This window comes from Sulfuricaulis sp. (assembly GCF_024653915.1).
GTDB lineage: Bacteria > Pseudomonadota > Gammaproteobacteria > Acidiferrobacterales > Sulfurifustaceae > Sulfuricaulis.
The window spans coordinates 46,053-70,280 of the sequence record NZ_JANLGY010000017.1; the positions used below are offsets into that span (position 1 = coordinate 46,053).

The 24,228-nt window shown below is 58.0% G+C and carries 21 protein-coding genes and 1 tRNA gene; 20 read left to right on the forward strand and 2 right to left on the reverse strand.

All coding sequences use genetic code 11. The features are described from left to right. Window positions 1-12: 12 nt before the first annotated feature. Window positions 13-1,248, forward strand: a complete 1,236-nt coding sequence (locus NUV55_RS09355) for a murein transglycosylase domain-containing protein (RefSeq protein ID WP_296672339.1) — start codon at window positions 13-15, stop codon at window positions 1,246-1,248. Between the two features lie 12 nt (window positions 1,249-1,260). On the opposite strand, the gene NUV55_RS09360 is transcribed toward NUV55_RS09355, so the two are convergent. Then, a complete protein-coding gene (locus NUV55_RS09360; protein WP_296672341.1) occupies window positions 1,261-1,953 on the reverse strand; it encodes an MgtC/SapB family protein in 693 nt (230 codons plus the stop codon). Window positions 1,954-2,108: 155 nt separating this feature from the next. Here NUV55_RS09360 and NUV55_RS09365 point away from each other — a divergent pair, with 155 nt between their 5' ends. The 4 genes from NUV55_RS09365 to greA all read left to right on the forward strand — a co-directional run bounded on the left by NUV55_RS09365 (window position 2,109) and on the right by greA (window position 8,962). Next, window positions 2,109-3,884 carry an EAL domain-containing protein gene (locus NUV55_RS09365; protein WP_296672342.1) on the forward strand — a complete coding sequence of 592 codons (1,776 nt, stop codon included), beginning with the start codon at window positions 2,109-2,111 and terminating at the stop codon, window positions 3,882-3,884. A gap of 181 nt (window positions 3,885-4,065) precedes the next feature. Beyond that, a complete protein-coding gene (gene carA / locus NUV55_RS09370) occupies window positions 4,066-5,262 on the forward strand; it encodes a glutamine-hydrolyzing carbamoyl-phosphate synthase small subunit (protein WP_296672344.1) in 1,197 nt (398 codons plus the stop codon). Window positions 5,263-5,264: 2 nt separating this feature from the next. Further along, window positions 5,265-8,489 carry a carbamoyl-phosphate synthase large subunit gene (gene carB / locus NUV55_RS09375; protein ID WP_296672346.1) on the forward strand — a complete coding sequence of 1,075 codons (3,225 nt, stop codon included), beginning with the start codon at window positions 5,265-5,267 and terminating at the stop codon, window positions 8,487-8,489. Then, complete coding sequence (gene greA, locus NUV55_RS09380; RefSeq protein ID WP_296672347.1) at window positions 8,486-8,962, forward strand: transcription elongation factor GreA; 477 nt, start codon at window positions 8,486-8,488, stop codon at window positions 8,960-8,962. Before carB ends, greA begins: the two co-directional genes overlap by 4 nt. An 11-nt stretch (window positions 8,963-8,973) precedes the next feature. Here the strand turns inward: greA and yhbY are convergent, their stop codons facing one another. Next, window positions 8,974-9,267: a ribosome assembly RNA-binding protein YhbY gene (gene yhbY / locus NUV55_RS09385; protein ID WP_367280392.1), complete on the reverse strand. Its 294-nt coding sequence runs from the start codon at window positions 9,265-9,267 to the stop codon at window positions 8,974-8,976. 71 nt (window positions 9,268-9,338) lie between these two features. Here yhbY and NUV55_RS09390 point away from each other — a divergent pair, with 71 nt between their 5' ends. The 15 genes from NUV55_RS09390 (at window position 9,339) to nuoH (ending at window position 24,220) form a co-directional block, all read left to right on the forward strand. After that, entirely contained in the window at window positions 9,339-9,962 is a 624-nt protein-coding gene (locus NUV55_RS09390; protein WP_296672351.1) for an RlmE family RNA methyltransferase, read from the forward strand. Between the two features lie 127 nt (window positions 9,963-10,089). Then, window positions 10,090-11,997 (forward strand): ATP-dependent zinc metalloprotease FtsH, encoded by a 1,908-nt coding sequence (gene ftsH, locus NUV55_RS09395; RefSeq protein WP_296672353.1) that lies wholly within the window; start codon window positions 10,090-10,092, stop codon window positions 11,995-11,997. A 6-nt stretch (window positions 11,998-12,003) separates the two neighbouring features. Continuing rightward, on the forward strand, window positions 12,004-12,846 hold the full coding sequence (gene folP, locus NUV55_RS09400) for a dihydropteroate synthase (protein WP_296672354.1): 843 nt from the start codon (window positions 12,004-12,006) through the stop codon (window positions 12,844-12,846). Between the two features lie 3 nt (window positions 12,847-12,849). Next, entirely contained in the window at window positions 12,850-14,208 is a 1,359-nt protein-coding gene (gene glmM, locus NUV55_RS09405) for a phosphoglucosamine mutase (protein ID WP_296672356.1), read from the forward strand. Between the two features lie 378 nt (window positions 14,209-14,586). Continuing rightward, complete coding sequence (gene tpiA, locus NUV55_RS09410; RefSeq protein WP_296672357.1) at window positions 14,587-15,345, forward strand: triose-phosphate isomerase; 759 nt, start codon at window positions 14,587-14,589, stop codon at window positions 15,343-15,345. Window positions 15,346-15,378: 33 nt separating this feature from the next. After that, window positions 15,379-15,726 carry a preprotein translocase subunit SecG gene (secG, locus tag NUV55_RS09415; protein WP_296672359.1) on the forward strand — a complete coding sequence of 116 codons (348 nt, stop codon included), beginning with the start codon at window positions 15,379-15,381 and terminating at the stop codon, window positions 15,724-15,726. A 35-nt stretch (window positions 15,727-15,761) separates the two neighbouring features. Then, window positions 15,762-15,846 (forward strand) — tRNA-Leu (locus NUV55_RS09420). A 226-nt stretch (window positions 15,847-16,072) separates the two neighbouring features. Continuing rightward, entirely contained in the window at window positions 16,073-16,429 is a 357-nt protein-coding gene (locus tag NUV55_RS09425; RefSeq protein WP_296672361.1) for an NADH-quinone oxidoreductase subunit A, read from the forward strand. Window positions 16,430-16,572: 143 nt separating this feature from the next. Continuing rightward, window positions 16,573-17,049 carry an NADH-quinone oxidoreductase subunit B family protein gene (locus NUV55_RS09430; RefSeq protein ID WP_296672363.1) on the forward strand — a complete coding sequence of 159 codons (477 nt, stop codon included), beginning with the start codon at window positions 16,573-16,575 and terminating at the stop codon, window positions 17,047-17,049. Between the two features lie 19 nt (window positions 17,050-17,068). Then, on the forward strand, window positions 17,069-17,674 hold the full coding sequence (locus NUV55_RS09435) for an NADH-quinone oxidoreductase subunit C (RefSeq protein WP_296672364.1): 606 nt from the start codon (window positions 17,069-17,071) through the stop codon (window positions 17,672-17,674). After that, window positions 17,674-18,933: an NADH-quinone oxidoreductase subunit D gene (locus NUV55_RS09440; protein WP_367280393.1), complete on the forward strand. Its 1,260-nt coding sequence runs from the start codon at window positions 17,674-17,676 to the stop codon at window positions 18,931-18,933. Before NUV55_RS09435 ends, NUV55_RS09440 begins: the two co-directional genes overlap by 1 nt. Continuing rightward, complete coding sequence (gene nuoE / locus NUV55_RS09445) at window positions 18,930-19,439, forward strand: NADH-quinone oxidoreductase subunit NuoE (protein ID WP_296672367.1); 510 nt, start codon at window positions 18,930-18,932, stop codon at window positions 19,437-19,439. Before NUV55_RS09440 ends, nuoE begins: the two co-directional genes overlap by 4 nt. Continuing rightward, a complete protein-coding gene (nuoF, locus tag NUV55_RS09450) occupies window positions 19,414-20,730 on the forward strand; it encodes an NADH-quinone oxidoreductase subunit NuoF (protein WP_296672369.1) in 1,317 nt (438 codons plus the stop codon). Before nuoE ends, nuoF begins: the two co-directional genes overlap by 26 nt. Window positions 20,731-20,747: 17 nt before the next feature. Next, window positions 20,748-23,147, forward strand: coding sequence for an NADH-quinone oxidoreductase subunit NuoG (gene nuoG, locus NUV55_RS09455; RefSeq protein ID WP_296672371.1), 2,400 nt, complete (start codon window positions 20,748-20,750; stop codon window positions 23,145-23,147). Beyond that, window positions 23,144-24,220, forward strand: coding sequence for an NADH-quinone oxidoreductase subunit NuoH (gene nuoH, locus NUV55_RS09460; protein ID WP_296672373.1), 1,077 nt, complete (start codon window positions 23,144-23,146; stop codon window positions 24,218-24,220). Before nuoG ends, nuoH begins: the two co-directional genes overlap by 4 nt. Window positions 24,221-24,228: the final 8 nt, after the last annotated feature.

The window sequence follows — 24,228 nt, forward strand, 5'->3', positions numbered from 1 at the left end:
TAAATGGCAGGGATGCGGAAAATTATTCTTTGCGCGTGCTGCTCCGTTCTGGTGGCGGGTTGCGCGTCTTCCGGCAGAAAAGCCCCCACACTCAATCAGGCGCTGGCCGTCATCACCAGTCCGACGACACGCTCGGTGGCCAGCATTGCCCGCAGCGATAATGCCAAGGAAGCGGTCAAGCAAGGCCTGAAAAGCCGGGAGTCCGTTTATAAGACCAACCCCCAGGCGCTGTTGCGGGACGTCAAAACCATTCAGCGCGATTACAACAATATAGTGACTTTGTTAACCGGCCGGGTCAGCAAGACCTGGGGCAAGAAGGAAGTGAAACTGCCGTCGCGCGTGCAGTACATCAAGTACACGCAGAATTACATGAGTCGCGCGGTGGTGGATTTCGACAAGGGCGAGGTAACGATCGAAACTGTCGATGACAAGGATCCCAACACCAGCCTGAAAAACGCCATCGTCACCACGCTGCTCACGCCCAACGACCCGCGCGCTGTGGACCTTTTCTCCGACAGTGCCATTACCCTCACTAGCGAAAAAGAACCTTATTTGCTGGGCCTGATTGTTGACCATAATAAGAAGTCCATTGGTTCACCGGCTGAGGCTGAAGGCTTTGCGGATCATCTGCTCAAAACCAGCGCTGCCACACGCGAGGTGGAGGTCGATAACGGAAAAAAGAAAGCACTGTTCGTGAAATTTGCCATGGTGCCCAATTTCGAGAACAAGCAGGCCGAGAAATACAGTCACTTGGTCACTAAGTTCGCTGAGCAATATAAGGTCAGCCCGAGCCTGGTGTATGCCGTTATCCGCACCGAGAGCAATTTCAATCCTTTTGCCGTCAGTTCCGCGCCGGCCTATGGGTTGATGCAACTGGTGCCCAGCAGTGGCGGGCGTGAGGCTTATCGCCGGGCAAAGGGGCAGGACGAAGCGCCGTCCAAGCAATACCTGTTCGAGGCCGAGAACAACATCGAGTTGGGGACGGCCTACCTGAATGTCCTGACCTACAGTCAGCTCGAACCGGTGGCCAATTCAGTATCGCGGGAATATTGTGTGATTTCGGCGTACAACACCGGACCCGGCAATGTATTGCGGACTTTTTCCAGGGACAGGGTGGCGGCGGTGAACTCTATTAACAGCCTTTCGCCATCCGCGGTGTACCAGAAGTTGCGCACGAGCCTGCCCTACGATGAGACCCGGCAGTACTTATATAAGGTGGTGAATTACCGCAAGCAGTTTGTCAGGTAAATTGGGAAAATCTCAGTCGGTGGCCGGGTGGATGTGGAACTCGAGCACGTGTTCCCGGGCGGTGAGGTTTTCGGCCAGACGCCGGTAACTGTCTCTCTCACCGGTGCGTATGGTCATCTGGTATTCAAAAACCTTTCCCTCTTCTGACAACTGATAGCTCAGGTTGGCCACGGAGAAGCCATGTCCGGTGATCAGAGAGCGCATTTCGGGTTCGGGCAGCAATTCCTGGCGCTTGAAGCGTATATGCAGGCGCGCGTAATACTGCGAGGGGATGATGGCTTCGATCCAGCGGAACAGTGACAAGACACCGAGCGTGAGCAGGGTAGCGACAATCGCGGGAAAGTAAAAACCGATGCCGATCAGTATTCCGATCGAAGCGGTCATCCAGATAGACGCCGCTGTAGTGAGGCCACGTACGGTAAGACCGTCTTTCATGATCACACCGGCGCCGAGGAAGCCGATGCCGGTCATGATGCCCTGCGCCATGCGCGTGGGGTCGACGCGCAACGTCTCCAGCGGCGCATTTACCAGAAGCTGCCATTGGTAGACCGTCACCAGCATCAACAGGCTGGAGGCCGTGCAAACGAGGGTGTGGGTGCGAAATCCTGCCGGGCGGCCGTGGTAGGCGCGTTCCAGACCGATCAGTCCGCCGGCGGCTACCGCCGAGCCGAGATGTATCAAAATAGTGAGATATTCCCTTTCCACAAGAGCAGTTTAGCCGTATTTGTTGACGCTGCCACCGGCCGGTGGCACCCTTTTTGCAAGGAAAATCGGTAATAGAAGCTATTGTTAAAGATGTCTGACGGGTGCGTATAAAGCCGAGATGGATAACCCGATACTATTCTGATCCATGAGAAAACATGTCCATTAACATCGCGGTGCTGATTGCGGCTATTGTCATTGCCTCGATGGCGACGACGCTGTTCTTGCTATGGTTTTTTCGTACGCGTCTCCCGCACTCTCTCCTTCCTCACGATGCCTCCGGTACTACCGATAGTTACCTGAAAACTGTATTGGCACATGTCACTGATGGTCTCATCGCCTTCGATTCACAAGGTGCGATCAAGATGTTCAATCCGGTGGCGGAACGCATGTTCGGTTATCAGGAAAGTGAAGTCCGCGGAAAGTATGCCGACATGCTGCTGACGGACCTGCGCCAAAGTGCCGGTGGGCCTATTGAATTGGGCATGCGCGAGGTGGTCGGAACGCGCAAAAGCGGCGCGACCTTCCAGGTAGACGTGAGCGTGAGCGAATCCTCGCACGCTAATCAGCCGATCTATATCGTTGTCCTGCACGATGTGACTGAACGCCAGCAGGCCGAGCAGCGGCTGGCGTATCTCGCACATTGCGACGCCCTGACCGGTCTGCCGACACGCATGTTGTTCCACGATCGTGCGACACAGGCACTGGCGCGTGCCGATCGCGAGGAGAAACTCGTGGCAATCATGTATTTAGACCTCGACCACTTCAAGAACGTTAACGACAGCATGGGGCATCATGCCGGCGATGAATTACTGAAGGTGGTGGCCAAGCGTATCACCTCCTGTTTGCGCAACGTGGACACGGTGTCACGCATGGGCGGCGATGAATTCACGGTAATCCTGGAGAGCATTCCGCACATCGACAGCGCTATGATCGTGGCTGAAAAGATTCTCGATGTCATGCAGGAGCCGTTTCACCTGGATGGGCATGAAGTGCATGTCACGGCCAGTATCGGCATCACGTTCTATCCCATGGATGACAAGGAGCTGGCCAGCCTGGTCAAGCATGCCGATCAGGCCATGTACCGCGCCAAGCAGGCCGGCCGCAATAATTACCAGCTATTCGGCGCCGACATGGCGGAAAACGCGATGGCCGTGAAACAGATGGAAGAACAGATCGGCAGCGCACTCGAACGCGGTGAATTGAAATTGCACTATCAGCCGCGCGTGGATGCGACAAGCGGAATGATCATGGGCGTCGAAGCCTTGCTGCGTTGGCAGCACCCGGAGATGGGTCTTATTTCCGCCAAGGATTTCATGCCATTGCTGGAGCGGTCCAAGCTCGTGTACACCGTGGATGAATGGGTGCTTCATACGGCCTGCCTACAGAACTACCATTGGCAGAAAATCGGATTGGCGACCGTGCGCGTCATGGTCAATATTTCGCCCTATCGCTTTCGCCGCAAAGGTCTCCCGGAGCTGGTCGACAAGGTTCTGAAGGAGACAGGCCTGCAACCGGAATTTCTTGAACTCGATGTGCCCACCGAAAATCTCGTGGGGATAGCGCACGAGAATTACCGCGCTGTCCTGCACAAGTTAAGTGACCTGGGCGTGAACGTGGCGCTGGTCGATCCGGCCATTGGCGGGAGCATTCTGGATTCCTTCCAGAAATTGCCCCAGTACGTGATGAAAATAGACCGTTCGTTTGTGCGCGATGCGGCGGTGGACGGCGATCACGCCGCTATCGTGCAGGCGGTCGTCAAGCTGGCCCGCACCATGAAGCTGAAAGTGGTCGCCGAAGGGGTGGAAACCAAGGAACAACTGGACGCACTGCGAGGTTATGGCTGTGACATGGTGCAGGGCTACCTGTTCAGCAAACCCGTGTCCACCGAGGACATTACCCGCATGCTGCGGGAAGGCAAGTCGTTGGTTTAGCCACGTACCGCAGTTGGCGTGGCATTTCCACTGCTTCATCGTTGATTCCAGTCGGGCTGTCACGTAAAATCCCGGTTCAGCCGGAAACACCCTTTTAGGCATTCAAGGCGGGAGAGAAGCACCAGAGAAACGGGCGCCTCTCCCGTTTTTGCGCGCCTGCGCGTCGAGAGGTTACTGGATTATGCCGTCTGCACTGCTTGCGCTGGAAGATGGTTCCCTGTTCTACGGGGAGTCCATCGGCATTCCGGGGCAGTCGGTGGGCGAGGTGGTGTTTAACACCGCCATGACCGGCTACCAGGAAATCCTGACCGATCCTTCCTACGCGCGTCAGATAGTCACGCTGACCTATCCCCACATCGGCAACACCGGCACCAATCCCGAGGACATGGAATCCGATGGTGTTTATGCCACCGGCCTGGTGATCCGCGACCTGCCGCTGGCCCACAGCAATTTCCGCGCGACCGAATCGTTGCCGGAATTCATGCGCCGTCACATGCTGGTCGGCATTGCCGGTATCGACACGCGTCGCCTCACGCGCTTGTTGCGTGAAAAGGGCGCGCAGAATGGATGCATCCTGGCCGTGGAGAAGGGCTCAAAGCTCAACAAGAAAGAGGCGCTGAAAGCTGCCCGCGCTTTCCCGGGGCTGAAGGGTATGGACCTTGCCAAGGTGGTGACGACGCGCAAGCCCTACGCCTGGGACGAGGGCCTGTGGGAGCTGGGCAAGGGCTACGTTAAGCAGGAGCATGCGCGGTTCCATGTAGTTGCCTACGACTACGGCATCAAGCGCAACATCCTGCGCATGCTGGCCGCGCGCGGTTGCCGCCTCACCGTGGTACCGGCTCAGACTCCGGCCGAAGAAGTATTAAAACTGAAACCGGACGGCGTGTTTCTGTCGAACGGCCCCGGCGATCCGGAACCCTGCGATTACGCCATTGAGGCAATTGCAAAAATTGTGAACACAGGTCTGCCGGTGTTTGGCATCTGCCTGGGACATCAACTTCTGGGCCTGGCCTCCGGTGCGCGCACGATCAAAATGAAATTTGGCCATCATGGCGCGAATCACCCGGTGATCGATATCGAGTCGGGCCGCGTCATGATCACCAGCCAGAACCACGGTTTTGCCGTGGACGAAGCAGGGATGCCATCCAACCTGCGTGTCACGCATCGTTCTCTGTTCGATGGCACGGTGCAGGGGTTGCAACGCACCGACAAGCCGGCGTTCTGTTTCCAGGGGCATCCGGAAGCCAGCCCTGGCCCGCATGATGTTTCACCTTTGTTTGATCGCTTCATTGAATCGATGAATCAGAACCAAACCACAGGGAGCACGGGGAAGACTTCCGTTCAACCCGCATCTCCGCGTGCCCCTGTAGTCAAATAATCATGCCAAAAAGAACTGACATCAAAAGCATAATGATTATCGGGGCCGGTCCGATCATCATCGGACAGGGTTGCGAATTCGACTATTCGGGCGCGCAGGCCTGCAAGGCGCTCAAGGAGGAGGGCTATCGCGTCATCCTCGTCAATTCCAATCCGGCCACCATCATGACCGATCCGGAGATGGCCGACGCGACCTACATCGAGCCTATCACCTGGCCCACGATTTCCAAGATTATCGAGAAGGAGCGTCCGGACGCGCTGCTCCCGACCATGGGCGGCCAGACAGCGCTCAATACGGCGCTCGATCTGGCGCGCGAAGGCGTGCTGGAAAAATTCGGCGTGCAGATGATCGGCGCCACGCGCGATGCCATCGACAAGGCTGAAGACCGCGAGCGCTTCAAGAAGGCCATGGAAACCATCGGCCTCAAGTGCGCGCGCGGCGCCATTGCCCACAGTATGGAGGAAGCGTTGCAGGTACAGGCGGCGATCGGCTTCCCCGTCATCATCCGCCCCTCCTTTACGCTCGGTGGCACGGGTGGCGGCATCGCCTACAACAAGGATGAATTCGTCATCATTTGCGAGCGTGGCCTGGATGCCTCGCCCACGCGCGAATTGCTGATCGAGGAATCCATCATCGGCTGGAAGGAATACGAGATGGAGGTGGTGCGCGATCGCCTGGACAACTGCATCATTATCTGTTCGATTGAGAATATTGATCCCATGGGCGTGCATACCGGCGATTCCATCACGGTAGCGCCGGCGCAGACGCTGACCGACAAGGAATATCAGATTATGCGTGACGCCTCGATCGCCTGTCTGCGCGAGATCGGGGTGGATACCGGCGGCTCGAACGTGCAGTTTGCAATCAACCCGAAAGACGGGCGCATGATCATCGTGGAGATGAACCCGCGCGTCTCGCGCTCCTCGGCACTGGCCTCCAAGGCCACGGGTTTTCCGATTGCCAAGATCGCCGCCAAGCTGGCGGTCGGTTATACGCTGGATGAGCTGAAGAACGACATTACCGGCGGCAAAACGCCAGCCTCGTTCGAGCCCACGATTGATTATGTGGTGACAAAAATTCCACGTTTTACCTTCGAGAAATTCCCCAAGGCCGATCCGACGCTGACCACCCAGATGAAATCGGTGGGAGAGGCGATGGCGATTGGCCGCACCTTCCAGGAGTCGTTTCAAAAGGCGCTACGCTCGCTCGAAACCGGAAGCTACGGCCTCGAATCGCGACTCGATCCTGCCGCCGACAAGGACGAAACGCGCAAGCGCCTGGTGCTCGCGCTGCGTGTGCCGGGATCGGAGCGCATCTGGCATCTGGCCGATGCCATGCGCTTTGGTATGACTCGGGAAGAAATATTTGATTTATGCCACATCGATCCCTGGTTTCTGGCACAGATCGCCGATCTGGTTGAAACCGAAAAAACCATTGCGAAGTTTGGCAGGAAGAAACCATCCGCCGATCTGCTGCGCGCCTGGAAGCGCAAGGGTTTTTCCGATCGTCGTTTGGCCCAGCTGATGAAAGTGCCCGAAAAGAAAGCGCGTAAATGGCGTCATTCAGCCAAAGTGCGCCCGGTCTACAAGCGCGTTGATTCCTGCGCCGCTGAATTTGCCTCGTCCACGGCCTACATGTATTCCACCTATGAAGAGGAGTGCGAGGCCGCGCCCGAGAAAAAGAAAAAAATTATCGTGCTGGGAGGCGGACCGAACCGTATCGGCCAGGGCATTGAGTTCGATTACTGCTGCGTGCACGCCTCCTTTGCGCTGCGCGAAGACGGCTACCAGACCATCATGATCAACTGTAATCCGGAGACCGTGTCCACGGACTATGACACCTCCGACCGGCTGTACTTCGAACCGCTGACGCTGGAAGATGTGCTCGAAATCATTCATCTGGAAAAGCCCGAAGGCGTGATCGTGCAGTACGGCGGACAAACCCCGCTCAAGCTCGCTCGCGGGCTCGAGGCGGCGGGCGCACCGATTATCGGCACCAGCCCGGAATCGATCGACGTGGCCGAAGACCGCGAACGATTCCAGAAGTTGCTTAAAAAACTGAAGCTGTTGCAGCCGCCCAACGCCACCGCGCGCACAGCACAGGAGGCGGTGAAGCTGGCCGACAAGATCGGATACCCGCTGGTCGTGCGCCCTTCCTACGTGCTCGGCGGGCGTGCCATGGAAATCGTGCACGCACGCGAGGACCTGGAAACTTACATGCGCGTGGCGGTGCGCGTATCCGAGGATTCGCCGGTGTTGCTGGATCGCTTCCTCAACGACGCGACCGAAGTGGATGTCGACGCCGTGTCCGACGGCAAGCAGGTCATTATTGGTGGCATCATGGAGCATATCGAGGAGGCCGGCGTGCACTCCGGCGATTCGGCCTGTTCATTGCCGCCGTTTTCCCTGTCGAAGAAAATACAGGATGAAATGCGCGAACAGACTGTCAAAATGGCCAAGGCACTGAAGGTGGTCGGGCTGATGAACGTGCAGTTTGCCATCCAGAATGGCAAGGTTTACGTGTTAGAGGTGAACCCGCGTGCCTCGCGTACGGTGCCTTTCGTTTCCAAAGCCACAGGGCGGCCGTTGGCCAAGATTGCGGCGCGTTGCATGGCAGGACAGTCACTGAAGAAGCAGGGCGTGTCCGGGGAGATTGTGCCTTCCTATTACTCGGTGAAGGAAGCGGTGTTTCCGTTCATCAAGTTCCCCGGCGTGGATACGATACTGGGCCCGGAGATGAAATCGACCGGTGAGGTTATGGGTGTTGGCCGCAGTTTTGGTGAGGCCTTTACCAAATCCCAGATCGCCGCGGGCAGTCCGATCCCGAACAGTGGTCGTATTTTCATCAGTGTTCGCGATGCGGATCAGATAGGGGTGGTCGAGGTCGCACGCTACTTTAGCAAGCACGGATTTGAGGTTCTGGCCACCCGTGGAACCGCCGCGGTGCTGGAGGCCGGTGGTGTCACCACGCGCGCGGTCAGCAAGCTGTCCGAGGGGCGGCCGAATATCATCGACATGATCATGAATGACGAGATTGACATAATTCTCAATACGGTTTCTGATAAACAAAGTCTCGCCGATTCATACGCCATCCGGCGCGAGGCTTTGCAGCATAAAGTGACTAACTACACGACGCTCGCGGCAGCGAAGGCCGCCTGTGAGGCACACCGTGCAGCCGGGCACATGCGTGTCAGTCGGCTGCAAGACCTTCATAAGGAACTTGTATGAAAAAGACGCCCATGACCGTCACGGGGGCAGAGAAGCTGAAAGTCGAGCTTCACCGCCTGAAGACCGTGGAGCGTCCACGCATTATCCGTGCGATTGCTGAGGCGCGTTCACACGGCGACCTTTCGGAGAACGCCGAGTATCACGCGGCCAAGGAACAGCAGGGCTTTGTCGAAGGGCGCATTGCCGATCTCGACCTCAAGCTCGCGACGGCGCAGGTCATTGATCCCTTGACGGTCAACGCCAACGGTCGGGTGGTGTTCGGAGCCACGCTGAACCTCATCGATGAGCAGTCGAGTGAGGAGGTGACTTACCAGATTGTCGGAGATTATGAGGCGGATATTGCTTCGGGAATGATTTCCATCAGTTCACCGATCGCCCGCGCACTCATCGGCAAGGAATTGGGCGATGTGGTTGAGGTGCAGGTGCCGGGTGGTGTGCGCTCCTACGAGATTCTTGCTATCCGTTATATCTGATCTGTTTTCCTTTATTCTGGAAGTTTCAGGCGCGCTTTTTTCGCCCGGCGGTAGATGACCGCCATGCGGCCGATTTCCTGCACGGCCTCGGCCCTGGTCGTTTCACAGATTTCCTCCAGCAGCGTGTGTCGCGCGTCACGATCGATCCCCGGCAGACGAATCTTGAGCAGTTCGTGGGCGTCGAGCGCTTGGGTTATTTCCTTGACTACCGCGGCCGTAACACCGGCATTTCCTACCTGTATCACGGGTTTAAAGTGATGGGCCAGCGCCTTCAGATATTTCCGCTGTTTAGCACTCAAAGCCATATATATAATGAATCGCTACTCACTCACGTTCATGAATTTGCGCATCATACCGCAGCCCCGCCCAATCCCCCATGCCCCGCACCAAGAGCAGCCAGCGTTGGCTGGCGCGTAACGCCAAGGACAAATACGTCAAGCGCGCGCGCGAGGAAGGCGCTCGTTCGCGTGCGATTTACAAGCTTGAGGAAATTGACCGCCGCGATCACCTGCTGCGACCGGACATGACGGTGATTGATCTGGGCGCCGCACCGGGAGGCTGGTCCCAATACGTCAAAAGCCGCGTGGGTGAGTCTGGAAGGGTGCTGGCGCTGGATATCCTGCCGATGGAGCCGATTGTCGGCGTCGAGTTCATCGAGGGCGATTTCACGGAACAGCCGGTGCTAGACTTGTTAATGCAGCGTATCCAGGGCAAACCGGTGGATCTTGTAATCTCGGACCTGGCCCCCAATATGACTGGTGTGGCCTCCGTGGATCAGGCGCGTGGCATGAATCTGGCGGAACTTGTGCTCGAATTCTCCGACAAATCGCTGAAGCCGGGAGGTTCGCTGCTCATCAAAGCCTTTCAGGGCTCAGGGTTTAACGAGTTATACGCACAATTGCGCCGACGCTTCGAAAAGCTCGTGGCACGCAAACCATCGGCATCGCGCGCGGAGAGCAAGGAAATTTATCTTCTGGGCAGGGGGTTTAGAGGTGTCTGAGCAAAAACGTTGTTTGCCAGGAGACATCATAGGAAAATGCGGGTATGGGATGAAGGCGCCATTACGGGTGCTGCGGGCAAGGAAATAATGCGGCCCTACTTCGTTTGTTTTTATTAAGAGGTAATACTTGAACAATCTCACCAAGAATCTCCTGTTGTGGCTCGTCATCGCCATTGTGCTGATGTCGGTATTCAACAATTTCGGTAACCGCCAGCAGGCCACGCGCCCGATGGAATACTCGACCTTTGTCCAGAAAGTCCGCGGCGATGAAGTCGAACGGGTTACGATCCAGGGCCGTGAAATCACGGGCAAGCTCAAGGGCGGCGAGAGTTTCACCACCTACAATCCGGGCGACCAGCAGATCTTCAACGACCTTATTGACCGCAAGGTTCAGTTTGAAGGCAAGCCGCAGGAAGAACAGTCACTGTTGTTGACCATTTTCATCAACTGGTTCCCGCTGTTGTTGTTGGTCGGTGTTTGGGTATTCTTCATGCGCCAGATGCAGGGCGGCATGGGTGGCCGCGGCGCCATGAGTTTCGGCAAGAGCAAGGCACGCATGTTGTCCGAGGAGCAGAACAAGATCACCTTTGACGACGTCGCCGGTGTCGAAGAGGCCAAGGAAGAAGTGGGCGAGCTGGTGGAATTCCTGCGCGATCCTTCCAAATTCCAGAAACTCGGCGGCCGTATTCCCAAGGGCGTGCTTATGACCGGAGCGCCCGGGACCGGCAAGACGCTGCTCGCCAAGGCCATCGCCGGCGAGGCCAAAGTGCCGTTCTTTTCTATTTCCGGTTCTGACTTTGTCGAGATGTTCGTCGGCGTTGGTGCCTCGCGCGTGCGCGACATGTTCGAGCAGGCCAAGAAGCACGCACCCTGTATTATCTTCATTGACGAAATTGATGCCGTCGGACGCCAGCGCGGTGCCGGTCTGGGCGGCGGTCACGACGAGCGTGAACAGACGCTGAACCAGCTGCTGGTCGAGATGGACGGGTTCGAGGGTACCGAGGGCGTGATCGTGATCGCCGCGACCAACCGGCCGGACGTGCTCGACCCGGCCCTGCTGCGCCCCGGTCGTTTCGACCGCCAGGTGTACGTGCCGCTGCCCGACATCCGCGGGCGCGAGCAGATACTCAAGGTGCACATGCGCAAGGTGCCGGTATCGGATGACGTGGATGCCAATATTATTGCCCGCGGCACACCCGGTTTCTCCGGTGCCGATCTGGCCAACCTCGTGAACGAGGCGGCGCTGTTTGCCGCGCGCTTCAACAAGCGCCTCGTGGACATGCAGGATTTTGAGAAGGCCAAAGACAAAGTCATCATGGGCGCGGAACGCCGCTCCATTGTCATGCCGGAAAAGGAGCGCATGAACACCGCCTATCACGAGTCCGGTCACACGGTGGTGGCGAAGTCGCTGCCGAACACCGATCCGGTGCACAAGGTGACTATCATCCCGCGCGGTCGCGCGCTCGGTGTCACCATGCAGTTGCCGACGGAAGACCGCTACAGCCACGACCGCGAGTCGTTACTCTCGACCATATCGGTGCTAATGGGCGGACGCATTGCCGAAGAAGTGTTCATGCACCAGATGACCACCGGCGCTTCCAACGATTTCGAGCGTGCCACTGATCTGGCGCGCAACATGGTCATGCGCTGGGGCATGTCCGACGTGCTGGGCACGCGCGTCTATGGCGATAACCAGAGTGAAGTGTTTCTGGGACGCGACGTGATGACACACAAGAACATGAGCAATGCCGTGGCCGAGGCGGTGGACAAGGAGATTCGTCGTATTGTCGACGAACAGTATGCGCGGGCGCGCGCCATCATCGAGGAGAACCGCGAAAAAGTTGAAAAAATGGCGAAAGCACTGCTGGAATGGGAGACGCTTGAATCCGACCAGATCGAGGACATCATGAAGGGCAGGGAACCGCGCCCGCCGGCAGACACGGGTGGTAAGCCCAAGGGCGATGTTGGCAGCCCGAAGAAGCCGAGCGGCAAGGCCGTGAAGCCGCGCCTCGATTCACCCGCGGGCGAACACTGAACTGAAATGACAGTTCTGGATTGCGCCGGGCGGCCGCTCGATTTGCGCCGTCCAGCGGTGATGGGCATCCTGAATATCACCCCCGATTCTTTTTCAGACGGGGGTGTTTTTTTGTCTCCTGATAAAGCGATTGCCCAGGCACTGCGGATGGCGGAGGCGGGTGCCGATATTATCGATATTGGTGGCGAATCCACGCGACCCGGCGCGCGGCCAGTATCGGCGCAGGAGGAAATTGACCGGGTGCTTCCGGTGGTGGAAGCGCTGCACAAGAAAATTCCTCTGCCCATTTCGATAGACACTTCCAAACCCGAAGTCATGCGCGCCGCCGTCAAGGCCGGGGCGGGGTTTATCAATGATGTGCGCGCCCTGCGCGAAGCCGGCGCACTGGAGGCGTCGAAGCAGCTCGGTGTGCCGGTGTGCCTGATGCACATGTCTGGCGAACCGCGCACCATGCAGGATGCCCCCCGCTACGCCGATGTGGTGGGTGAGGTTCGGGATTTTCTCGAGGAACGGCTGGGCGCCTGTATGAATGCGGGCATTCCGGCGCAACGGCTGGTCATTGATCCCGGCTTCGGTTTCGGCAAGACGCTGGAACATAATATAGAATTACTGCGTGGCCTGAAGAAGCTGCAAAGTCTGGGCGCACCGGTGCTGGTCGGGTTGTCGCGCAAGTCCATGATCGGCCAGTTGCTGGGTTTGCCGGTGGAACAGCGACTGTACGCAAGTGTGGCGCTGGCCGTGATGGCGGTGCAGCAAGGTGCCTGTATTGTGCGGGTACACGATGTCGGTCCGACGGTCGAGGCGCTGCGCATGTGGGCCGCCGTGTATCCCGAAAGCATGAGAGAATAGAACATGAGCCATAAACGCCGTTTTTTCGGCACCGATGGTATCCGCGGGAAAGTAGGTGAAGAACCGATCACGCCGGAAACCGTGCTCAAGCTTGGCTGGGCGGCGGGTCGTGTGCTGGGCCAGGGATCGACCGAACACGCTGTAATTCTGATTGGAAAGGACACGCGCGTTTCCGGTTACCTGCTGGAGTCCCTGCTCGAAGCCGGTCTCTCGGCCGCCGGGGTAGACATCCGTCTGCTCGGACCGATGCCGACACCCGCCATTGCCTATCTGACTCGCACGGCCCGTGCCCGTGCCGGCATTGTAATTTCAGCCTCGCACAATCCATTCGATGACAACGGCATCAAGTTTTTTTCCTCCGAGGGTACCAAGCTGCCGGATGATGTTGAGTTCGCTATTGAAGACATGATGCAACAGCCGCTGGCGACCGCTGGACCCGATGCACTGGGCAAGGCTTGGCGCTACGAAGATGCCGGAGGACGCTACATCGAATTTTGCAAAAGCACCTTCCCCCACCGTTTGAGTCTGGAAGGACTCAAGATTGTCGTGGACTGTGCGAACGGGGCGGCCTATCACATCGCGCCCCTTGTATTCAGCGAACTCGGTGCTGAAGTCGTGGCGGTGGCGAATGAGCCTGACGGCTTCAACATAAACCACGAATGTGGCGCCACCTTTCCGATTTTTCTCAAGAAGACCGTGCTGGCGCACAAGGCCGATCTCGGTATTGCGTTGGACGGTGACGGCGACCGGGTGATCATGGTCGATAGTCGAGGTGAAATCGTGGATGGCGATCACCTGCTTTACATCATTGCCATGGACCGGAAGCAGTCAGGGCGGTTGCACGGCGGGGTGGTAGGCACGCTTATGAGCAATCTCGGACTGGAACACGCCTGCGGCAGACTGGGCGTTCCTTTCAAGCGCGCGGCGGTCGGCGATCGTCACGTGCTGAGCATGCTGAACGAACATGATTGGGAGTTGGGGGGTGAGACTTCCGGCCATATCATTTGCCTCGATCGTTCCAGCACGGGTGATGGCATCATCGCTGCATTGCAGGTGCTGGCGGCCATGCGCGGGACCGGCAAGACCCTCGCCGATCTCAAAAGCGGTCTCGAGATTTATCCGCAGACCATGATCAATGTGCGCATGTCACGCCGTTTTGACGTCAAGGAATCACCGCGTGTGCAGCAGGCCCTCAAGGCAGTTGAAAATGAGCTGGCGGACAATGGACGCGTGGTACTGCGTGCTTCGGGCACCGAGCCGGTGGTGCGTGTCATGGTCGAGGGCCGCGACGCCGTGCAGGTCGAGCGTCTGACCCGTCATCTCGCCGATACCGTGAAAAGCGCGGCCGAAGCCGCGGCGTGACGGAAAGAAATGAATAGACAGGATTTACAGGGCGAAGCGGAGTAGTCGCCGATGTACTTAACGTACATCGGCGCCGCTGAGCGCCCGCACATGGATGTGCGGGCCGGGGAAAAACGAAGCCCTGCCGCGACGCCAGGGAAGGCATACTTGCCGTCCCTGGCGAGACCATGAAAACTTCGACATACTCGGCCCCGCCATCCGTGGCGGGGCGCTCGCCGGGACGAAGACATGTTAAGTGTCTTCGTCTGTTTCCGGCTCGCCCTGCTTAATCCTGTCCATTTTCTGGTTTTTGCCTTTCTGAAATTGCTTTCCCACGCCGGCATCGGTAACATCGCGCCCGTTTTTCGAGAGATTTAAGACGAATATGGGGAGGTCCTGATGACGAAGCGTCGGCCACTGGTGGCGGGCAATTGGAAGATGAATGGCTCGCGGACGGAATCTGCGGCCCTCCTGGACGGAATCAAAAAAGGCATCAGTTCCACGTCCAAGGCAGAAGCGGCTGTGTGCCCCCCGTATGTCCTGATACCGTTGGCGGCCGAGAAACTGGCCGGGAGTGCGGTGGCTTGGGGCGGGCAGAACCTGTCGGTGCATAAATCTGGCGCCTTTACCGGCGAGATCTCCGGTCCGATGCTCAAGGATTACGGCTGTACTTATGTTATCGTCGGTCATTCCGAGCGTCGCACGCTGTATGGCGAAAATGACGCCATGGTGACTGAGAAGTACGGTGCGGCCCAAGCCGTGGGATTGATACCTATATTATGTGTTGGCGAGACCCTGCAGGAACGGGAAGCGAATCAGACCGAGGCGGTTGTAGCGCGCCAGCTTGATGCCGTGCTGAGCAAGCATGGCATCGCCAGTTTCAAGAATGCCGTGATCGCTTATGAGCCCGTCTGGGCCATCGGCACTGGCAAGACGGCGACACCCCAGCAGGCCCAGGATGTGCACCGTTTTATCCGCAGCCGACTGGCGACCAAGGATAAAACCATAGCGGAAAGCACGCGCATTCTTTATGGCGGCAGCATGAAGGGCAGCAACGCGAAGGAGCTTCTGGCCCAGGCAGATATTGATGGGGGCTTGATCGGCGGGGCGTCGCTGCAAGCGGACGAGTTCCTGACGATTTGCCACGCAGCCGACTGACAATTGCATATCCATGTGCATCGGAGTTAATTGATGAGAGACATAGTATTAGTTGTTGATGTCATTGCGGCCGTGGCGCTGATCGGCCTGATCCTGTTGCAACAGGGTAAGGGCGCGGATATTGGCGCCGCTTTTGGCAGCGGCGCCTCGCAAACCTTGTTTGGCAGCCGCGGTTCGGCCAATTTTTTGACGCGCACGACGGCAATTCTGGGAACGGTCTTTTTCCTCTCCAACCTGGGAATGGCCTGGTTGCATGCGCAACAGACGGTGCCAGCGAGCGTTACGAAGAGTGTGGTTATTGAACAGCCGGCAAAAACCGAGACGCCGGCACTACCCACCGATGTCCCCGCCGTGCCCAAGGCGCCCGAAGTGCCCAGGTGATGTAACGCGTTTCACGTTACGGGTTTTGAATTCAAGCCGACGTGGTGAAATTGGTATACACGCTACCTTGAGGTGGTAGTGGCGAAAGCCGTGAGAGTTCGAGTCTCTCCGTCGGCACCATTCAGTCTTGTGTTATCCCGCGTGTATTGTGTGACGTAAAATAATGTTTACACCGCTCGTATCAATAGGTGTTCTTTATACCCCTAAAAGTGACTTAACCCTTTGAAGGGTATCGGTTTGTGTTCCTGTTGTTTGCTTGACATCCTTTGCAGCGAAAGCCTAGACTCGCCGGCTCATTCATTTTCATGCGCGGATTGAACTCCGCTGGTGAATTCCCGGGGCTCGGATGCTGCAAGCTTATCTTCCCATCCTGATATTTATTGGCGTTGCCCTGGTCATGGGTGGCGTTATCGTTCTGGCTGGCCGGGTGCTGGGCCCGAATCGTCCGGACAGTGCCAAGCTATCGCCTTATGAATGCGGTTTTGAGGCATTCGAAGACACGCGCATGAAGTTCGACGTGCGTTATTACCTCGTCGCCATCCTTTTCATCATTTTTGACCTCGAAATTGCATTCCTGTTTCCCTGGGCCGTGGCGTTGCAGGAAATCGGTATGTTCGGTTTTGTTTCCATGATGGTATTTCTCGGCATTCTTGTGGTCGGTTTCATTTATGAATGGAAGAAAGGCGCTTTAGAATGGGAGTAGCGACATGAGCCGTGGAGCAGGGGCCCCGCGCATTGTGCGGGGATGCGACCGGCGAGTTGGCGCAGGCCGCCGACAAGAATTTACGTCCGTGTTGTACAGTTTTTCGGAGGCGGCGAAGGTGTTCTGTATTGTGGGGAAAGATCGTGGGTATTGAAGGCGTTCTGGAGAAAGGCTGGGTGACCACGAAGGCTGACACGCTTATTAATGCCGCGCGCACGGGCTCGCTCTGGCCCATGACTTTCGGGTTGGCCTGCTGCGCGGTAGAAATGATGCACGCGGCGGCCGCGCGCTACGACATGGATCGGTTCGGCATCGTCTTCCGGCCCAGTCCGCGGCAGTCGGACGTCATGATCGTGGCCGGGACGCTGGTGAACAAGATGGCGCCGGCCCTGCGCAAAGTCTACGACCAGATGGCCGAGCCGCGCTGGGTGATTTCCATGGGCTCCTGTGCCAACGGCGGTGGCTATTACCATTATTCCTATTCCGTGGTGCGCGGTTGCGACCGCATCGTGCCGGTGGACGTTTACGTGCCGGGCTGCCCGCCGACGGCCGAGGCCCTGTTGTACGGCATCATTCAGCTGCAAAAAAAGATTCGCCGCACCAATACCATCGCCCGCTAGCGCCCGAGGAATCCGGACCATGACTGATTCAAATCAGGAGCTTGTCGCACACGCCCGGGAATTGCTGGGTGCGTCGATCACGGCTGTGCGTGAGTCGGTCGGCCAGCTGACGCTGGAAGTGCGGCGCGACGATGTTCTTTCAGTCTGTACCCGATTGCGCGACGATCCCGCGTTTGCCTTCGTTCAACTGATGGATCTGTGTGGTGTGGATTATCTCGATTACGGGCGGGAATCACCGGCGGGTCCTAGATCGGGGCCGCGGTTTGCCGTGGCGTATCAGCTGTTGTCACTGAAGCATAACCGGCGCATTCGGCTGCATGCCTGGCTGGACGATGAAATGCCGCAGATTGCTTCCGTGACCGGCATCTGGAACTCGGCCAGCTGGTACGAGCGCGAGGCCTTCGATCTTTTTGGCATCGTGTTCGAGGGGCATCCGGACCTGCGACGCATCCTCACCGATTACGGATTCGTGGGCCATCCATTCCGCAAAGACTTTCCGCTCATCGGTCAGGTCGAGATGCGTTACGACCCTGAAAAACAGCGCGTTGTGTACCAGCCGGTGTCGATCGAGCCACGCGTGCTGGTGCCACGCGTGATCCGTGAAGAAGGTTTTGCCAAGGGTTAATGATCGTGGCTGAGATCAGAAATTACACGATGAATTTTGGGCCGCAACACCCGGCGGCGCACGGCGTGTTGCGCCTGGTGCTCGAACTCGACGGCGAGGTTATCCAGCGTGCCGACCCGCATATCGGCCTGTTGCATCGTGCCACTGAGAAACTGGCCGAGTCCAAGCCCTACAACCAGTCCATCGGTTACATGGACCGCCTCGATTACATCTCGATGATGTGCAGCGAACATGCCTACGTGCTGGCCATCGAGAAGTTGCTTGGTATCGAGCCACCGCTGCGCGCGCAATACGTCCGTGTGTTGTTCGACGAGATCACGCGCATCCTCAATCACCTGTTTTGGCTCGGCGCGCACGCGCTTGACGTCGGCGCCATGACCGTGTTCCTTTACTGTTTCCGCGAGCGCGAGGACCTGTTTGATTGCTACGAGGCGGTATCGGGGGCGCGCATGCACGCCACCTATTACCGGCCGGGTGGCGTTTACCGCGATCTGCCCGACAGCATGCCGCAGTACCTGCCGTCCAAATTGCGCGACGCCGATGACCTGACGCGGTTGAATGCCAACCGCCAGGGCTCGTTGCTCGATTTCATCTGGGATTTCACGGAGCGGTTCCCGAAACATATCGACGAATACGAAACCCTGCTGACCGACAACCGCATCTGGAAACAGCGTACCGTGGGCATCGGCGTGGTATCGCCGGAGCGCGCGGTGCAACTTGGCTTCAGCGGCCCCATGCTGCGCGGCTCGGGCGTTGAGTGGGACCTGCGCAAGAAACAGCCTTACGAAGTTTATGACCGCATGGATTTTGACATTCCCGTGGGGGTCAACGGTGACTGCTACGACCGCTACCTGGTACGGGTCGAGGAGATGCGCCAGTCCAACCGCATCGTGCGCCAGTGCGTCGAATGGCTGCGGAACAATCCCGGGCCGGTAATGATTGGTGATCGGAAGATCGCCCCTCCGAAACGTGAAGACATGAAGGACGACATGGAATCGCTCATTCACCACTTCAAGCTTTTCACGGAAGGCTACTGTGTTCCGGAAGGCGAGGCCTATGCAACGGTCGAGCACCCCAAAGGCGAATTCGGCGTGTTCATGATCTCGGACGGCGCGAACAAACCTTACCGGGTAAAAATTCGCTCCGCCGGTTTCGCCCATCTGGCGGCGCTCGACGAGATGACCCGCGGCCACATGATCGCTGACGTGGTGGCGATCATCGGCACGCTTGACATCGTTTTCGGGGAGATCGACCGATGAAGCCGCAATCGAATACGGTCCCGAAGACCGGTCTGCTCTCCGAATCTTCGCGCGCCGAGATCGACCGCTGGATTACCAAGTACCCCCCGGACCGGAAGCAGGCGGCCGTGATGGCGGCGCTGAGTATTGCCCAGGAGCAGAACGGCGGCTGGCTGTCGGTTGAGCTGATCGAGGCGGTGGCGGAATACCTTGAAATACCACCCATTGCGGCGCACGAAGTGGCGACCTTTTATACCATGTACGATCTCAAGCCCGTGGGCCGCCACAAGGTTTGTGTCTGTACCAATATTTCTTGTCAGCTGAACGGTTCCAGCCGGATCATGAACCATATCCAGAAGCGGCTCGGCATCAAACCGGGTGAGACCACGACCGGTGGAAAGTTTACGCTCAAGGAAGTCGAATGCCTGGCCGCCTGCGGTGGCGCTCCCATGATGATGATCGGTAAAAAATATTACGAGAATCTCACCCCCGAGAGAGTGGATGAGATTTTGGGCAAGCTGGAATAACGCCGTGGCCAACGAACTCTGTTTCAAGAATCTCCATCTCAACCAACCGTGGCGGCTCTCGGTTTACAAGGACACCGGCGGGTACGATACTTGGAAAAAAATCCTGAAGGACAAGACGCCGCCGGAAAAAATCATCGATGAGCTAAAAAAATCCGCCTTGCGTGGACGGGGTGGTGCGGGATTCTCCACGGGCCTGAAATGGTCCTTCATGCCGAAGAACACGCCGGGCCAGAAGTATATTGTGTGCAATTCCGATGAGGGCGAGCCGGGCACATTTAAGGACCGCGATATCTTGCGCTTCAATCCGCATTCCCTGATCGAGGGCATGGCCATAGCCGGTTACGCCATCGGCGCCACCGTGGGTTACAACTACATCCGCGGCGAGTTTTGGGAGCCGTTCGAGCGCTGTGAAGCCGCGCTCCGCGAAGCCTATGACGCCGGCCTGCTCGGCAAAAATATCCTGGGCTCGGGCGTCGATTTCGATTTGCATAACCACTTGGGTGCCGGCGCCTATATCTGTGGTGAGGAAACCGCGCTGCTCGAATCCCTTGAGGGCAAAAAGGGCCTGCCGCGCTTCAAGCCCCCGTTTCCGGCGAATTATGGTTTGTTCGGGCGGCCGACCACCATTAATAATACCGAGACACTGGCATCCGTTCCGGACATTATAAGGAATGGTGCCGACTGGTTTCTCAAGATCGGCAAGCCCAATAACGGCGGGCCAAAGCTTTTCTCCGTATCAGGCCATGTCAACAAACCCGGTAATTACGAAGTCCCGCTCGGGATGCCGTTCGCGAAGCTGCTGGAAATGGCTGGCGGCGTGCGCCAAGGCCGCCATCTCAAGGCAGTTATTCCCGGAGGTTCGTCGGCCAATGTGCTGCCGGCCGGGGTCATGATGGAAGTGACCATGGATTATGACGCGCTCGCCAAAGCCGGTTCCATGCTGGGCTCGGGCGGGGTAATTGTGATGGACGACACGACCTGCATGGTGCACGCGCTGGCGCGTATCGCCCATTTTTATTTTGAAGAATCCTGTGGCCAATGCACGCCGTGTCGCGAAGGCACCGGCTGGATGTCGCGCGTTATCCATCGCATTGAGCATGGAGAAGGCCGGCCCGAGGATCTCGACATGCTCACGGACGTGGCCTCCAACATCGAGGGGCGCACCATCTGCGCACTCGGTGATGCCGCGGCCTGGCCGGTAAAAAGTTTCATCAAACATTTCCGCAGCGAGTTCGAATATCACATCGAGCATCGCCAGTGCATGCCGGGAACCTTGGGGAGCCGCGCATGAGCGTGAGCGCGGATAAAATGAAACTCCCGGTTGCGCCCGACACGGTCACGATCGAAGTCGATGGCCGCAAGTTGCAGGCACGCAAGGGCGAGATGTTGATCAAAGTAACCGATGCCGCTGGCATATACATTCCGCGATTCTGCTACCACCACAAGTTGTCGATTGCGGCCAACTGCCGCATGTGTCTGGTGGACGTGGAAAAAGCGCCCAAACCGCTGCCGGCCTGCGCCACGCCGGTGATGGATGGCATGGTGGTGAGCACCCGCTCCGAGCGGGCGCGCACGGCGCAGAAAGGCACCATGGAATTTCTGCTGATCAATCACCCGCTCGATTGCCCAATCTGCGATCAGGGCGGCGAATGCGAATTGCAGGACTTGGCCGTGGGTTACGGCAAGAGTGCTTCGCGCTATGCCGAGGTTAAGCGCATTGTGAAGGATCGGGACATCGGACCGTTGATCTCGACCGAGATGACCCGCTGCATTCACTGCACCCGCTGTGTGCGCTTCGGCCAGGAGATCGCCGGCGTGATGGAGTTCGGTGGCTTGGGGCGCGGCGAGCACATGGAGATACGCACCTTCCTTAATCGCAGCGTGGATTCCGAACTGTCCGGTAACGTTATCGACCTCTGTCCCGTGGGGGCGCTGACCTCCAAGCCCTTCCGTTTCACCGCGCGCACCTGGGAACTGGCGGATCATGCTTCGATCAGCCCGCACGATTGCGTCGGCGCGAATATTATCGTGCAGACCTTGCACGGACGTGTGAAACGCGTGTTGCCACGTGAAAACGAGGCCGTCAACGAAGTCTGGTTGGCTGACCGCGATCGTTTCAGTTACGAAGCCTTGAACGGCGAGGACCGCCTGCGGGTTCCGATGATCCGGCGCGGCACCGAGTGGGAGGAAACCGACTGGCCCACGGCCCTGGAATACACCGTGGCAGGCCTCAGAAAAGTGCTGGAAACGCATGGCCCTGAAGGCCTCGGAGCGCTGGCGGCACCCATCTCCACGTCGGAGGAATTTTATCTGTTGCAGAAACTCATGCGCGCCCTCGGCAGCGGCAACGTGGACCATCGCCTGCGTCAGATGGATTTCAGCGATGATGCCATGGCACCACCGTTCCCATCGCTTGGGCGACCGATCGCCGAGCTCGGCAATCTTGATGTGGCGCTGCTGGTCGGATCCAATCCGCGCAAGGATCAGCCCCTGATCAACCTGCGCTTGCGCAAGGCCGTGCTCAAGGGCGCGAAAATTTTTGCCATCAATCCGCTTAATTATGACTTCAACTATAAGCTCGCGGGCAATGTAGTCTGCACGCCAGCCAATATGCTGCGTTCGCTTGCAGGTGTCGTGAGCGCCCTGGCAGCATTGAAGAAGTGTGCGCTACCCGCCACATTTACCTCTCACTTCGGGAATATCAGGCCGGAAGCGCCGGAACAGTCTATGGCCCAGGCGCTGCATCAGGGTGAACGGGTTTCCGTTCTGTTAGGAACATTTGCGCTCAGCCATCCGCAGGCGGCAGCGTTGCGCGCACTGGCGCAGCTCATCGCTGAATTGTCCGGCGCGAAGTTTGGCCAGCTCCCGGAGGCCAATGCTACAGGTGCATGGGTGGCCGGGTGCGTGCCTCATCGTGGACCGGCCGGCAAGGACGCAACGAAGGGGCGGCATGCATTGGACATGTTGCACAAGCCACTCAATGCCTATCTGCTGTTTGGCACCGAGCCTGAGTTCGACTGCCTGGACGGGTCGGCGGCGACTGCTCTGTGCACGGCTGAATTCGTTGTCATGATGACGAGCTTCAAACCATCGCCGTATCGCACGCGCGCGGTGGAGTATGCGGATGTGTGGCTGCCACTGGCGCCTTTTACCGAAACCGACGGCAGCTTTATCAGCGCTGAAGGCCGATGGCAGCCGTTCACCGCGGCGGCCACCTTATTGGGGGAATCGCGTCCCGGATGGAAGATTCTGCGCATGCTTGGGAATCTCATGGGGTTGCCGGGTTTTGAGCAGAATTCGATTGAAGAGGTTCGCAAGGAAATGAATCTGCCGGCAATCCCGGTGGCACCGCCCATTACTTTTCCTTCGCTGCATGATGACACCGCCATGATGCCCGCGAACGGTCAGCTGATGCGTATTGCCGAAGTCCCCATGTATGTTGTTGACGCCATCGTACGCCGCGCGCCGTCGTTGCAGAACACGGCCGACAACCCGCCGCCGTCCGCGCGTCTCAATACGGCGCAGGCCGGCAAGCATGGTTTCGAGCAGGGCCAGACCGTGCAGGTGATCATGGCGCAGGGTGTGGCGCGCCTCAATCTGGTGCTGGATGAACGCGTGCCGGATGGATGCGTTCTTGTCCCCGCTGGATATGCCGAGACCTGCATGCTGGGCGCACACGGCCCGGCAACCATCAAGGTGGCGTCATGAGCAAAATCATGCTCGACATCTGGAACTGGTTTCCGGATTGGTCGCAGGTGGGATTGCTCAACCTTGGCAAGATCCTCCTCATCGCCGTTCCACTGATACTGACGGTGGCGTATCTCACCTTGGCCGAACGCAAAATCATCGGCTACATGCAGGCGCGCATCGGACCCAACCGCGTGGGCCCCAAGGGTCTGCTGCAGCCGTTTGCCGATGTGGTCAAACTTTTTCTCAAGGAAGTGATAATTCCGAACAAGTCGAGCAGGTACCTGTTCCTGTTTGCGCCGATTCTCACTTTTGCGCCGGCCTTGGCGGCGTGGGCGGTGATTCCGTTTACTGACAAAATGTGGCTGACAAACATTGATGCCGGCCTGTTGTACATTCTCGCACTCACATCCATGACGGTTTATGGAGTTATCATCGCCGGCTGGGCATCCAACTCGAAGTATGCCTTCCTCGGCAGCCTGCGCTCGGCGGCCCAAATCGTGGCCTATGAAATCGCCATGGGTTTCGCGCTGGTGGGCGTGCTGATGGCGGCCGGCAGCCTGAACTTGCGCGAGATCGTGCTGGCTCAGAGCGGAGGCCCGCATCAATGGTACCTGCTTCCGCTGTTCCCGTTGTTCCTGGTGTATCTCATCTCCGGCGTAGCCGAGACCAACCGTGCGCCGTTTGACGTAGCCGAAGGCGAGTCCGAGATTGTGGCCGGCTTTCACGTAGAGTACTCCGGCACAGCGTTCGCCCTCTTTTTTCTGGCCGAGTATGCCAACATGATTCTGATCTCGGCACTATGCTCGATCATGTTCCTGGGCGGCTGGCTGTCGCCGTTCGAAATTCTGCCCGCCAAGCTGCTGGCCGTACCGGTGATTGGCGCCGTGCTGGGCAATGGCATTCACTGGCTGCTGTTCAAGATCAGTTTCATTCTGTTTTGTTTCCTGTGGTTCCGTGCCACGTTTCCGCGCTATCGTTACGACCAGATCATGCGGCTGGGATGGAAGGTGTTTATTCCGGTGACGCTGGTCTGGATCGCCGTGATGGGATGCGTCATGTTTCTCACGCCTTGGGGGTTTATTTTCCACTGAGTGGAAGA